The 13,371-nt window shown below is 70.5% G+C and carries 11 protein-coding genes; all 11 read left to right on the forward strand.

The window, feature by feature from the left end; all coding sequences use genetic code 11:
• The first annotated feature begins 138 nt into the window (after nt 1–138).
• The 11 genes from ABZ865_RS15050 to ABZ865_RS15100 all read left to right on the forward strand — a co-directional run bounded on the left by ABZ865_RS15050 (nt 139) and on the right by ABZ865_RS15100 (nt 13,368).
• Complete coding sequence (locus tag ABZ865_RS15050) at nt 139–1,431, forward strand: homoserine dehydrogenase (protein ID WP_361229364.1); 1,293 nt, start codon at nt 139–141, stop codon at nt 1,429–1,431.
• Nucleotides 1,432–1,437: 6 nt separating this feature from the next.
• A complete protein-coding gene (thrC, locus tag ABZ865_RS15055) occupies nt 1,438–2,496 on the forward strand; it encodes a threonine synthase (RefSeq protein WP_361229367.1) in 1,059 nt (352 codons plus the stop codon).
• A 321-nt stretch (nt 2,497–2,817) separates the two neighbouring features.
• Nucleotides 2,818–3,735, forward strand: coding sequence for a homoserine kinase (thrB, locus tag ABZ865_RS15060; RefSeq protein WP_361229370.1), 918 nt, complete (start codon nt 2,818–2,820; stop codon nt 3,733–3,735).
• Nucleotides 3,736–4,140: 405 nt separating this feature from the next.
• Complete coding sequence (gene rho, locus ABZ865_RS15065; protein WP_361229373.1) at nt 4,141–6,126, forward strand: transcription termination factor Rho; 1,986 nt, start codon at nt 4,141–4,143, stop codon at nt 6,124–6,126.
• Between the two features lie 224 nt (nt 6,127–6,350).
• Nucleotides 6,351–8,114, forward strand: a complete 1,764-nt coding sequence (locus ABZ865_RS15070) for a trypsin-like serine protease (RefSeq protein ID WP_361229744.1) — start codon at nt 6,351–6,353, stop codon at nt 8,112–8,114.
• A 197-nt stretch (nt 8,115–8,311) separates the two neighbouring features.
• Nucleotides 8,312–9,448, forward strand: coding sequence for an LCP family protein (locus ABZ865_RS15075; protein ID WP_361229376.1), 1,137 nt, complete (start codon nt 8,312–8,314; stop codon nt 9,446–9,448).
• Nucleotides 9,449–9,609: 161 nt separating this feature from the next.
• Nucleotides 9,610–9,831: a 50S ribosomal protein L31 gene (gene rpmE / locus ABZ865_RS15080; RefSeq protein ID WP_196459309.1), complete on the forward strand. Its 222-nt coding sequence runs from the start codon at nt 9,610–9,612 to the stop codon at nt 9,829–9,831.
• Nucleotides 9,832–9,936: 105 nt separating this feature from the next.
• A complete protein-coding gene (gene prfA, locus ABZ865_RS15085) occupies nt 9,937–11,004 on the forward strand; it encodes a peptide chain release factor 1 (RefSeq protein ID WP_361229380.1) in 1,068 nt (355 codons plus the stop codon).
• Nucleotides 11,005–11,148: 144 nt separating this feature from the next.
• Nucleotides 11,149–11,988 carry a peptide chain release factor N(5)-glutamine methyltransferase gene (gene prmC, locus ABZ865_RS15090; RefSeq protein ID WP_361229747.1) on the forward strand — a complete coding sequence of 280 codons (840 nt, stop codon included), beginning with the start codon at nt 11,149–11,151 and terminating at the stop codon, nt 11,986–11,988.
• A 58-nt stretch (nt 11,989–12,046) separates the two neighbouring features.
• Complete coding sequence (locus tag ABZ865_RS15095) at nt 12,047–12,694, forward strand: L-threonylcarbamoyladenylate synthase (RefSeq protein WP_361229383.1); 648 nt, start codon at nt 12,047–12,049, stop codon at nt 12,692–12,694.
• Nucleotides 12,691–13,368 carry a protein-tyrosine-phosphatase gene (locus tag ABZ865_RS15100; RefSeq protein ID WP_361229386.1) on the forward strand — a complete coding sequence of 226 codons (678 nt, stop codon included), beginning with the start codon at nt 12,691–12,693 and terminating at the stop codon, nt 13,366–13,368. Before ABZ865_RS15095 ends, ABZ865_RS15100 begins: the two co-directional genes overlap by 4 nt.
• The last annotated feature ends 3 nt before the right edge of the window (nt 13,369–13,371 follow it).

Consider the following 13,371-nt stretch of genomic DNA (forward strand, 5'->3'; position numbering starts at 1 on the left):
CGGTCCGACCGGAAGTTCTTCGGTCAAGTCCGTCCGGCGGCATGAAATAGACGTCTCACGATCCGGACGAAGGGTAGAAACCGCCGTCCGGTGAGTGAGACTGGTCCAACCGTAGACGGTATGAGGAAACGAGGTCGGATGATGCGTACGCGTCCGCTGAAGGTGGCGCTGCTGGGCTGTGGAGTGGTCGGCTCAGAGGTGGCGCGCATCATGACGACGCACGCCGACGACCTCGCCGCGAGGATCGGGGCCCCGGTGGAGCTCGCCGGAGTCGCCGTACGACGGCCCTCCAAGGTGCGTGAGGGCATTCCCGCGGAACTCGTCACCACCGACGCCACCGCCCTCGTCAAACGCGGCGACATCGACGTCGTGGTGGAGGTCATCGGCGGGATCGAGCCCGCCCGGTCACTCATCACCACCGCCTTCGAGCACGGGGCGTCCGTCGTCTCCGCCAACAAGGCGCTGCTCGCCCAGGACGGGGCCGCCCTGCACGCGGCCGCCGACGAGCACGGCAAGGACCTGTACTACGAGGCCGCCGTCGCCGGTGCCATCCCGCTGATCCGGCCGCTGCGCGAGTCGCTCGCCGGTGACAAGATCAACCGGGTGATGGGGATCGTCAACGGGACGACCAACTTCATCCTCGACAAGATGGACTCCACCGGGGCGGGGTACCAGGAGGCCCTCGACGAGGCCACCGCCCTCGGGTACGCGGAGGCCGACCCCACCGCCGACGTCGAGGGGTTCGACGCCGCCGCCAAGGCCGCCATCCTCGCCGGTATCGCCTTCCACACGCGCGTGCGCCTCGACGACGTCTACCGCGAGGGCATGACCGAGGTCACCGCCGCCGACTTCCGCTCGGCGAAGGAGATGGGCTGCACCATCAAGCTGCTCGCCATCTGCGAGCGGGCCGAGGACGGGGCGTCCGTCACCGCGCGCGTGCACCCCGCCATGATTCCGCTGACGCACCCGCTCGCCTCCGTGCGCGGCGCGTACAACGCCGTCTTCGTGGAGAGCGATGCCGCCGGGCAGCTCATGTTCTACGGGCCGGGCGCCGGCGGTGCCCCGACCGCCTCGGCCGTGCTCGGTGACCTCGTCGCGGTCTGCCGCAACCGGCTCAGCGGCTCGACCGGGCCGGGTGAGTCGGCGTACGCGGCGTTGACCGTCTCCCCGATGGGAGACGTCGTCACGCGCTACCACATCAGCCTCGACGTCGCGGACAAACCGGGTGTCCTCGCCCAGGTCGCCACCGTCTTCGCCGAGCACGGGGTTTCGATCGATACGGTTCGCCAGCAGGGCAAGGACGGCGAGGCCTCCCTCGTCGTCGTCACCCACCGGGCCTCCGACGCCTCCCTCTCCGGGACCGTCGAGGCACTGCGCAAGCTCGACACCGTGCGGGGTGTCGCCAGCATCATGCGGGTTGAAGGAGAGTAACCAGCAATGACCCACCAGTGGCGCGGAATCATCGAGGAGTACCGGGACAGGCTGCCGGTCTCCGACACCACGCCGGTCGTGACGCTCCGCGAGGGCGGCACGCCCCTCGTGCCCGCGCAGGTGCTCTCCGAGCGCACGGGCTGTGAGGTCCACCTGAAGGTGGAGGGCGCCAACCCCACCGGGTCCTTCAAGGACCGCGGCATGACCATGGCCATCTCCAAGGCCAAGGAGGAGGGTGCGAAGGCGGTCATCTGCGCCTCCACCGGCAACACCTCCGCCTCCGCCGCCGCGTACGCGGTGCGCGCGGGCATGGTCTCGGCCGTGCTCGTGCCGCAGGGCAAGATCGCCCTCGGCAAGATGGGCCAGGCCCTCGTGCACGGCGCGAAGATCCTCCAGGTCGACGGCAACTTCGACGACTGCCTCACCCTCGCGCGCAATCTGAGCGAGAACTACCCGGTGGCGCTGGTCAATTCGGTCAACCCGGTACGGATCGAGGGTCAGAAGACGGCCGCCTTCGAGATCGTCGACATGCTCGGCGACGCGCCCGACATCCACGTCCTCCCGGTCGGCAACGCGGGCAACATCACCGCCTACTGGAAGGGCTACAAGGAGTACGCCGCCGACGGCATCTCCACCCGGACCCCTCGCATGTGGGGCTTCCAGGCCTCCGGCAGTGCCCCGATCGTGCGCGGCGAGGTCGTCAAGGACCCCTCGACCATCGCCACCGCCATCCGCATCGGCAACCCCGCCTCCTGGCAGTACGCGCTCGCCGCGCGGGACGAGTCGGGCGGTGCCATCGACGAGGTGACGGACCGTGAAATCCTGCGCGCCTACCGGCTGTTGGCCGCGCAGGAGGGCGTCTTCGTGGAGCCCGCCTCCGCCGCCTCCGTGGCCGGTCTGCTCAAGGCCGCCGAGCAGGGCAAGGTCGACCCGGGCCAGACGATCGTGTGCACCGTCACGGGCAACGGTCTGAAGGACCCCGACTGGGCCGTCGCCGGCGCCCCGCAGCCGGTCACCGTCCCGGTCGACGCGGCCACCGCGGCCGAGCGTCTCGGCCTGGCCTGAGCGTCTCGGCCTGGCCCGACAGTTTCGGCCTCGCCCCAGCGCCTCGGTCCCACCTGAGGCCGAGCGCCTAGGCGGGGGCCCGAGACGGAGAAAAACCCTGACAGGGTGCACAGGGGGCTTACGACACGCATCGTGCGCCTCCTGTGCGCCCTATGTCGCCGGCGAACCTTCCTTCGATAGGCTGTACCGAACCCGTCCGCCGCATATGCCTCCGCATGTGGGCGACGCCGCGCCCTCTGCGCGGCCCGAGGGTCTCCCCGTACGTCATCGAAATTCTTCGACAGTCACGCAGCCACACGCAGCTAGGAGAGTCAACGAGCGATGGCCGGTCCAGCGTTCCGCGCCGCCGCCGTCCGGGTGCGCGTTCCCGCCACCAGCGCCAACCTCGGTCCGGGCTTCGACGCCCTGGGCCTCGCGCTGGGGCTCTACGACGACGTCGTCGTCCGGGTGGCCGACTCCGGGCTGCACATCGACATCGCGGGCGAGGGCAGCGAGACCCTCCCGCGTGACGAGAGTCACCTCCTCGTCCGTTCCCTGCGCACCGCCTTCGATCTGCTGGGCGGCCAGCCCCGCGGCCTGGAGATCGTCTGCGCCAACCGCATCCCGCACGGCCGGGGCCTCGGCTCCTCCTCCGCCGCCATCTGCGCCGGCATCGTCGCCGCGCGCGCGGTGACCATAGGCGGCGAGGCCCGCCTCGACGACGCCGCCCTGCTGGAGCTGGCCACCGAGATCGAGGGCCACCCGGACAACGTCGCGGCCTGTCTGCTCGGCGGCTTCACCCTCTCCTGGATGGAGGCCGGCGCCGCCCGGGCGATCAGGATGGAGCCGGACGATTCCATCGTTCCGGTGGTTTTCGTGCCCGGTAAGCCGGTCCTCACCGAAACCGCACGTGGCCTCCTCCCGCGCACCGTGCCGCACGTCGACGCCGCCGCCAACGCGGGCCGCGCCGCCCTGCTCGTCGAGGCCCTCACCCGGCGCCCCGAGCTGCTGCTGCCCGCGACCGAGGACCGCCTGCACCAGGAGTACCGCGCCCCGGCCATGCCGGAGAGCGCGGCACTGGTGGAGCGGCTGCGCGGGGACGGCATCCCGGCCGTCATCTCCGGCGCCGGCCCCACCGTCATGGCCCTGGCCGACGCCGAGACCGCCGACAAGGTGGAGGCACTGGCCGGCACCGACTGGGCCGCCAACCGGCTGAGCCTGGACCTCCAGGGAGCGAGCGTGCTGCCGCTTGCGTCCTGACACACGGTTGCCGGATGAGGAGAGGGGGAATGTTTGTTGGATCCGGTAGTGTTAACCTCAAGTCTGCACCCGACCCCACCATGGCGAGGTGCCTCGTGTCCCCGTCCGGGACAGACATTCTTCCGGGAGTCTCCCAAGCCACTTCGTGTTCCGTGCGCCGTACCTGGGCAGTACGTCGTACGCGGGCACTGAGCGGATCGCCGGGCTCACTCCGGAATCGGTGCTACCACGCCACGTGACACCGGGTGTCACGGCTCGCGGAAGCGCCATCACCAGCAAATTTCTTTCCGCCGCATTGGGCGGACCACCGCCCCGGCTTGGTTCACAGAGACAGAACCGAAGCCGGACAGCACAACCGGTCGCCGAGCCAGACAGGCCGACGTCCGCTCCAGGGAAGGACCCTTCGTGAGCGACACCACCGATCTGATGGGCGCACGTGTCGAGGAGACCGCTGCCGCGCCCGCCACGGACGCCTCCGCGCCTGCCACCGGTGCCGGCTCCCGGCGGCGCCGCGGTACCGGCCTCGAGGGCATGGTGCTGGCCGAGCTGCAGCAGGTCGCCTCGGGCCTCGGCATCAGGGGCACCGCGCGGATGCGCAAGAGCCAGCTGATCGAGGTCATCAAGGAGGCCCAGGCCGGCGGGGGCGCCGCCCCCAAGGCCGAGGCCGCCACCGAGACCAAGCCGAAGCGCCGGGCCACCTCCAAGGCCCGTACGGGCGAGGAAGCCGCCGAGAAGAAGGCGGACAAGGCCGCGGAGGCCCCCGCCGAGAAGGCCGTGGCCCAGCAGCAGATCGAGATCCCCGGCCAGCCGGTCAGCGAAGACGCCCCGGCCGAGCGCCGTCGTCGCCGCGCCACCGCCGAGGCGGGCAGCCCCGCCGCGAGCGGCGCCGAGACGATCGCCGCCGAGGCGAAGGCCGAGCCCAAGGCCGAGACGCCCGCGCAGCAGCCGCAGCAGCAGGGCGAGGCCAAGGGTGACGCCGGTGACGGCGAGGGCCGTGGCCGCCGCGACCGCCGTGAGCGCGGCCGTGACCGCGACCGCGACCGTGACCGCGGCGACCGCCGCGGCAAGGGCGACGACCAGCAGGGCGGCCAGCAGCGTCAGCCGCAGGGCCAGCAGCAGGGCGGCCGCCAGGACCGCCAGCAGGACGACGACGACTTCGAGGGCGGCCGCCGGGGCCGTCGCGGCCGCTACCGCGACCGCCGTGGCCGCCGTGGCCGCGACGAGATCGCCGAGCCGCAGCTCGCCGAGGACGACGTCCTGATCCCCGTCGCGGGCATCCTGGACATCCTCGACAACTACGCGTTCATCCGGACCTCCGGCTACCTGCCGGGCCCGAACGACGTGTACGTCTCCCTCGCCCAGGTCCGCAAGAACGGCCTGCGCAAGGGTGACCACGTCACCGGTGCGGTCCGCCAGCCCAAGGAAGGCGAGCGCCGCGAGAAGTTCAACGCGCTGGTCCGCCTCGACTCCGTCAACGGCATGGCGCCCGAACACGGCCGTGGCCGCCCGGAGTTCAACAAGCTGACCCCGCTGTACCCGCAGGACCGGCTCCGCCTGGAGACCGACCCGGGCGTGCTGACCACCCGCATCATCGACCTCGTGTCGCCGATCGGTAAGGGCCAGCGCGGTCTGATCGTGGCCCCGCCGAAGACCGGCAAGACCATGATCATGCAGGCGATCGCCAACGCGATCACCCACAACAACCCCGAGTGCCACCTGATGGTCGTCCTCGTCGACGAGCGTCCGGAAGAGGTCACCGACATGCAGCGGTCGGTCAAGGGCGAGGTCATCTCCTCGACCTTCGACCGTCCGGCCGAGGACCACACCACGGTCGCCGAGCTCGCCATCGAGCGCGCCAAGCGTCTGGTGGAGCTGGGCCACGACGTCGTCGTGCTGCTCGACTCGATCACGCGTCTGGGCCGTGCGTACAACCTGGCCGCGCCCGCCTCCGGCCGCATCCTGTCCGGTGGTGTCGACTCGACCGCCCTGTACCCGCCGAAGCGCTTCTTCGGTGCGGCCCGCAACATCGAGGACGGTGGCTCGCTCACCATCCTCGCGACGGCTCTCGTCGACACCGGGTCCCGCATGGACGAGGTGATCTTCGAGGAGTTCAAGGGCACCGGCAACATGGAGCTCAAGCTCGACCGGAAGCTCGCCGACAAGCGGATCTTCCCGGCGGTGGACGTGGACGCGTCCGGTACCCGTAAGGAAGAGATCCTGCTCGGTGCCGAGGAGCTGGGCATCGTCTGGAAGCTGCGCCGGGTGCTGCACGCCCTGGACCAGCAGCAGGCGATCGAGCTGCTGCTCGACAAGATGAAGCAGACGAAGTCGAACGTCGAGTTCCTGATGCAGATTCAGAAGACGACGCCGGCGCCGGGCAACGGGGACTGAGCGCCGTTGAGGTGACTGTTCCACGCCCCTAGGATGTTGAGGCCTGCCCCCGTCACAACAGTGACGGGGGCAGGCCTTTTGGCGCTGAGAGGAACGGGTGCATCACGTGCCCCTCCCTGCTCACCTCTCCCCGGGGGACCCCCTTGCCGAAGCACAGACGGCGGATACGCATCGCGCTGCCCGTCGCCGCCGCCGGTGTCGCCGCCGCCGTGACCGCCGCGCTCATGACGACGTCCGCCGGCGCCGCCACCGCACTGCCCAAGCCCACCGTCGAACCGGCGGTCGGCCAGCCCTCCCAGACCACCCTCGAGAAGCGCATCGCGGGCGCCTCCGGCACCGGCACGTCGACCACCGACACGTCGACCACCGGCACGCCGACGAAGGGCAGCAGCCCGTCCGCCGTGTCGCCTCAGATCATCGGTGGCAACGAGACCACCATCTCCACGGCGCCCTGGATGGCCCAGCTCTGGTACTTCGACGACAAGGGCACCAGCGACACCAGCGACGACATCGGCTTCTTCTGCGGAGGCTCGGTCGTCTCGCCGACGAAGATCCTCACCGCCGCACACTGCGTCAAGGGCTACGACAGCAAGACCAGGACGTCCGTCGTCTACAACTGGAAGGCCAACGGCGCGATCGTCACCGGCACCGACCAGTTGCCCACCACCGGCTCCACCGGCAGCACGGACCTGCACGGCGGCCAGGCCACCGGGGTGCTGCGCCAGTGGTACAACCCGTCGTACAACCCGGCGGAGATCGACAACGACATCGCCGTGCTCACCCTGGCCGTCCCGGTCAAGGCCACGCCGATCCGCATGGTCACCTCCGGCGACACCGCGTCGTACACGGGCACGGCCGCCCAGAGCGCCAAGGTCTACGGCTGGGGCCGCACCAGTTCCACCAGCCAGGACATCTCCCAGACGCTGAAGACGGCCTCGCTGCCGATCCAGTCGGACACCACCTGCGCGAACTACTTCGGCGCCGACTTCGTCAAGAACCACATGGTGTGCGCGGGCAAGCCCGCCACCGGCAGCGACGCCGGCACGACCAGCGCCTGCAACGGCGACTCCGGCGGCCCGCTCGTCGTGAACGGCCGGATCGCCGGCGTGGTCTCCTGGGGACGCCCGAACTGCGTGGAGAAGGGCGCCTACAGCGTCTTCAGCAAGGTCTCCACGTACGTCGGCGCCGCCTATCCGCAGATCGACGACGGCAACCTGAGCTACTACGACGGCAAGGCCGACCTCTTCGTGCGCGACTCCGCCACGAAGACCGGCTACGAAAAGGACTCCAAGGGCACCTCGTTCGGCGCCCGGACCTCCCTCGGCGACTGGAGCGGCGTCAACCTGGTCCTCACGACCGACCTCAACCGGGACGGGTACCAGGACTACGTCTACCGGGTCAGCTCCACCGGTGACGTGTACTGGGACCACTTCGTCCTCAACAGCGCCCGCACCGACGGTTCCTGGGCCTCGACGAAGATCTTCTCCGGCTGGAAGACCCGCACCCGGATCATCACCCCCGGCGACCTCACCGGCGACTACAAGCCCGACGTGCTCTCCGTCGACTCCGGCGGCACCCTGTGGCTCTACCCGGGCAACGGCAACGGCACCTTCGGCACGCGCGTGTCGGTCGGCCCGGGCTGGAGCCAGTACAACAGCGTGCGCGGCCACGGCGACTTCACCGGCGACGGCAGGGCCGACCTGCTCGCCCGCAAGTCGAGCACCGGCGACCTCTACCTGTACAAGGGCACCGGCAAGTCCGGCAGCGGCGCCTTCTCCACCCGTATCAAGGTGCGCAGCGCCTGGACCGGGTACAACGCCTTCGACGCGGTCGGCGATGTGAGTGGCGACGGCAAGGCCGACTTCCTGGCCCGCACCCCCGGCGGCACCCTGTACCTGTACAAGGGCACCGGAAAGGCCACCAGCGAGATCTTTGCCACAAGGATCTCGGTCGGCACCGGTTTCCAGGCGTACGACCTTTTCGGCTGAACACCCAGGTGAGCGGGGGGATCGCCCCGCCGCCGCAGTCACGCACCGTGCCCACCGCCGTACGCGGTGGGCACTTTGCGTTGTGCAACCCTTGCCCGAGTTTCCCCGTCTTACCAGGTGGAGTGACGATGGTGCGGTGTTGACCGCATCCGACCCTGAACGCAGGGGGTACCGACCGGACGAGACCTAGGAGTGCCGTGTCCGCCGAGAGCACGCCCGAACCCGGCATACCCGAGCCGGCCGTCACCGGCCGCCGGGGCCCGGCCAAGGGCCGCCGCCGCAAGCCCCGCAGCACAGGCCGTACGGCCCTGCTCGCCACGGCCTGGACGGCCGCGGGCGTGGTCGTCCTGGGCGGCACCGGCGCCGGATACGTCTACTTCAAGCTCAACGGCAACCTCAAGAGCGTCGACATCAACCAGGCCCTCGGCGGCGACCGGCCCACGAAGATCGACAACGGTTCCGAGAACATCCTGGTCCTCGGCTCGGACACCCGCGCGGGGTCCAACAAGAAGCTCGGCGGCGGCACCGACGACGGCAGCGCCCGCTCCGACACCGCGATGATCGTCCACGTGTACAAGGGCCACAAGAAGGCGAGCGTGGTCTCCATCCCGCGCGACACCCTCATCGACCGCCCCGCCTGCACCGACACCAAGGGCACCAGGTACCCGGCCGCCGCACAGGTGATGTTCAACTCGGCCTACTCCACCGGCGGCGCCGCCTGCGCGGTGAAGACGGTCGAGTCCCTCACCGGCGTCCGCATGGACCACTACCTGGAGGTCGACTTCCGGGGCTTCCAGAAGCTCGTCGACGACCTCGGCGGCGTCCCCGTCACCACCACCAAGGCCATCCACGACCCGCAGAGCCACCTGGACCTCCCGGCCGGCACCCACACCCTGGACGGCGGGCAGGCCCTCGGCCTCGTCCGCACCCGGCACGGCGTCGGCGACGGCTCCGACCTGGGCCGCATCCAGCTCCAGCAGGCCTTCGTCAAGGCCCTGCTCGACCAGGTCGAAAAGGTCGGCGTCCTCAGCAACCCCAAGAAGCTCTACGACCTCGCCGACACCGCCACCAAGGCCGTCACCACCGACTCCGACCTCGGCACGGTCAACTCCCTCGCGGACTTCGCGAACGGCCTCAAGGGCATCGGCTCCTCCCACATCAAGATGGTCACGATGCCCGTCCGGTACGACCCCGCCAACCTCAACCGCGTCCTCCTGGAGAAGACGAAGGCCCAGCTGGTCTGGAACGCCCTGAAGCACGACCGGCCGATCCCCAAGTCGGCCACCACGGGCACGGCCACCGGTGAGGCCAAGGGCGTCGTGAGCGCCCCGTGAGCGGCACGGGGCCGGCAGGCGGAGAACATCAGGAATAGAACAGCCGCACCCCCGGTTTTGGGGGATGGCCCCAGTCCTGGCAGACTGGTACGTCGGCTCCGGTTCACGCTCCCGCACCCCGCGGCGGCGACCCGGCGCCCTCCCGAAACCTAGGAGACACCTTGAAGCGCGACATCCACCCCGCGTACGTCGAGACGCAGGTCAGCTGCACCTGCGGCGCGTCGTTCACCACCCGTAGCACCATCGAGTCCGGCGCCATCCGGGCCGAGGTCTGCTCCGAGTGCCACCCGTTCTACACGGGCAAGCAGAAGATCCTCGACACCGGTGGCCGTGTGGCCCGCTTCGAGGCCCGCTTCGGCAAGGCTGCCGGCTCCAAGAAGTAGCGAGCCCCCATTCGCCGGTCCACGGTCACGCCCCAGCCGGGGTGTGCCCGGGACCGGCGTTTTTGGTCGCCCGCCCTTCCCTTCATCGCAGTACAGGAGCCCAAGATGTTCGAGGCCGTCGAGGAACTCGTCGCCGAGCACGCCGACCTGGAGAAGCAGCTCGCCGATCCGTCGGTCCACGCCGACCAGGCGAACGCGCGCAAGCTGAACAAGCGCTACGCCGAGCTGACCCCGATCGTCGCCACGTACCGCTCCTGGAAGCAGACCGGCGACGACATCGAGACCGCGCGCGAGCTTGCCGCCGACGACCCCGACTTCGCGGCCGAGGTCAAGGAGCTGGACAAGCAGCGCGAGGAGCTGACCGAGAAGCTTCGCTTCCTGCTGATCCCGCGCGACCCCAGCGACGACAAGGACGTCATCCTGGAGATCAAGGCGGGCGCCGGCGGCGACGAGTCCGCGCTGTTCGCGGGTGACCTGCTGCGCATGTACCTGCGCTACGCCGAGCGCGTCGGCTGGAAGACCGAGGTCATCGACGCCACCGAGTCCGAGCTCGGCGGCTACAAGGACGTCCAGGTCGCCGTGAAGGCCCGCGGGCAGATCGAGCCCGGCCAGGGCGTGTGGGCCCGGCTGAAGTACGAGGGCGGTGTGCACCGCGTGCAGCGCGTGCCCGCCACCGAGTCCCAGGGCCGTATCCACACCTCCGCCGCCGGTGTCCTCGTGACCCCGGAGGCCGAGGAGGTCGATGTCGAGATCAACCCGAACGACCTGCGCATCGACGTGTACCGGTCCTCCGGCCCGGGCGGCCAGTCCGTGAACACCACCGACTCCGCCGTCCGCATCACGCACCTGCCGACCGGTGTCGTCGCCTCCTGCCAGAACGAGAAGAGCCAGCTCCAGAACAAGGAGCAGGCGCTGCGTATCCTGCGCTCCAGGCTGCTCGCCATGGCGCAGGAGGAGGCCGAGCGGGAGGCCGCCGACGCCCGCCGCAGCCAGGTCCGCACGGTCGACCGCTCCGAGAAGATCCGCACGTACAACTTCCCGGAGAACCGCATCTCGGACCACCGCGTCGGCTTCAAGGCGTACAACCTGGACCAGGTCCTGGACGGCGACCTCGCCGCCGTGATCCAGGCCTGCGTCGACGCCGACTCGGCGGCGAAGCTCGCGGCCGCGTAAGGCACCGCAGGGACCGCGGCCGCGCACGGCGCACCCAGGACGAACGCAGGACGACGCAGGACGAACGCAGGACCAGGCACGAGGACGGACCGGAGGACGAGCGTGCAGCAAGACTTCGGGGGGCGACCCCCGAGCCCCCGCAGCGTGCTGCTCGCGGAGGTGGCTCAGGCCACCCAGCGGCTGGCCGACGCCGGCGTGCCCTCGCCGCGCAACGACGCCGAGGAGCTCGCCGCGTTCGTGCACGGCGTGAAGCGAGGCCAGCTGCACGCCGTGAAGGACTCCGACTTCGACGCCCGGTACTGGGAGGTCATCGCCCGGCGCGAGCAGCGCGAGCCGCTGCAGCACATCACCGGGCGGGCCTACTTCCGGTACCTGGAGCTCCAGGTCGGCCCCGGTGTCTTCGTGCCCCGGCCGGAGACCGAGTCCGTGGTCGGCTGGGCCATAGACGCCGTGCGCGCCATGGACGTCGTGGAGCCGTGCATCGTCGACCTGTGCACCGGTTCGGGCGCCATCGCGCTGGCCCTCGCCCAGGAGGTCCCGCGGTCGCGGGTGCACGCCGTGGAGCTGTCCGAGGACGCCCTGGTGTGGACCCGCAAGAACGTGGCGGGGTCCAGGGTCGACCTGCGCCAGGGCAACGCCCTGGACGCCTTCCCGGACCTCGACGGCCAGGTCGACCTGGTCATCTCCAACCCGCCGTACATCCCGCTCACCGAGTGGGAGTACGTCGCCCCGGAGGCTCGTGACTACGACCCGGAGCTGGCGTTGTTCTCCGGCGAGGACGGTCTCGACCTCATCCGGGGCCTGGAACGCACCGCGCACCGGCTGCTGCGCCCCGGCGGGGTCGTCGTCATCGAGCACGCCGACACCCAGGGCGGCCAGGTGCCGTGGATCTTCACCGAGGAACGGGGCTGGGCCGACGCGGCCGACCACCCCGACCTCAACAACCGGCCGCGCTTCGCGACCGCGCGTAAGGCCTTGCCGTGATGCCGAGGTCTGCTATGGCAGGAGCGAACCGAGCGACAAAAAAAGGAGTCCGCTAGACATGGCACGGCGATACGACACCAACGACGCGACCGACCGTGTGACGGGTCTGCGCGAAGCCGCGTCCGCCGTCCGCCGGGGCGAGCTCGTGGTGCTGCCGACCGACACCGTGTACGGCGTCGGCGCCGACGCGTTCTCCTCGGACGCCGTCGCCGACCTGCTCGCCGCCAAGGGCCGGGGCCGCAACATGCCCACCCCCGTCCTGATCGGCTCCCCGAACACCCTGCACGGCCTCGTCACGGACTTCTCCGAGCTGGCCTGGGAACTGGTCGACGCGTTCTGGCCGGGTGCCCTCACGCTCGTCGCCAGGCACCAGCCGTCCCTGCAGTGGGACCTCGGCGACACCCGGGGCACCGTCGCCGTGCGCATGCCGCTGCACCCGGTCGCCATCGAGCTGCTGACCGAGGTCGGCCCCATGGCCGTCTCCTCCGCCAACCTCACCGGCCACCCGGCGCCGGAGGACTGCGACGCCGCGCAGGAGATGCTCGGCGACTCCATCTCCGTCTACCTCGACGGCGGCCCCACCCCCGGCATCGTCCCGTCGTCCATCGTGGACGTCTCCGGTGAGGTGCCGGTGCTGCTGCGCGAGGGCGCGATCTCCCCGGACGAGCTGCGGAAGGTCGTACCCGACCTCGAGGTGGCGAATTGACGGCCCCTGAACCGGGGCGTGGCATAGGCGACGGGGAACGTGAGGCGGAGCAGACCACGACCTTCGGGTTTCCGCGCGACACCTTCCGCATCCTCCACGTCAGCACCGGCAACGTGTGCCGCTCGCCCATCACCGAGCGCCTGACCCGCCATTTCGTGGCGGAGCGGCTCGGCGTACTCGGCGGCGGGCTGATCGTGGAGAGCGCGGGGACCTGGGGCCACGAGGGCGCCCCCATGGAGACGAACGCGGAGACCGTGCTCGCCGAGTTCGGCGCCGACGCCTCCGGCTTCACCGGCCGGGAGCTGCTGGACGAGCACGTCATCATGGCCGACCTCGTCCTGACGGCCACCCGCGACCACCGCGCCCAGGTCATCTCCATGGGCCATTCGGCGGGCCTGCGCACCTTCACGCTGAAGGAGTTCACCCGTCTGGTGCGGGCGATAGACCCGGCGACGCTGCCTCCGCTGGAGGACGGCGTGGTCGCGCGTGCGCGCGCGCTGGTCCGCGCGGCCGCCGCTCTACGCGGGTGGCTGCTGGCGCCCACCGCCGAGGCGGACGAGGTGTACGACCCGTACGGCGCCCCCCTGCCGTTCTTCCGCTCGATCGGCGACGAGATACACGAGGCTCTGGACCCGGTGGTGACGGCGCTGACGGGGGTCGCGGCGCGGATGTAGGGC

The organism is Streptomyces sp. NPDC047085 (assembly GCF_040643735.1).
Taxonomy (GTDB): Bacteria; Actinomycetota; Actinomycetes; order Streptomycetales; family Streptomycetaceae; genus Streptomyces.

Coding starts and splice junctions, on each gene's coding strand:
- ABZ865_RS15050 (WP_361229364.1), top strand. CDS start 139: ATGATGCGTACGCGTCCGCTGAAGGTGGCGCTGCTGGGCTGTGGAGTG.
- thrC (WP_361229367.1), top strand. CDS start 1,438: ATGACCCACCAGTGGCGCGGAATCATCGAGGAGTACCGGGACAGGCTG.
- thrB (WP_361229370.1), top strand. CDS start 2,818: ATGGCCGGTCCAGCGTTCCGCGCCGCCGCCGTCCGGGTGCGCGTTCCC.
- ABZ865_RS15070 (WP_361229744.1), top strand. CDS start 6,351: ATGACGACGTCCGCCGGCGCCGCCACCGCACTGCCCAAGCCCACCGTC.
- prfA (WP_361229380.1), top strand. CDS start 9,937: ATGTTCGAGGCCGTCGAGGAACTCGTCGCCGAGCACGCCGACCTGGAG.
- ABZ865_RS15095 (WP_361229383.1), top strand. CDS start 12,047: ATGGCACGGCGATACGACACCAACGACGCGACCGACCGTGTGACGGGT.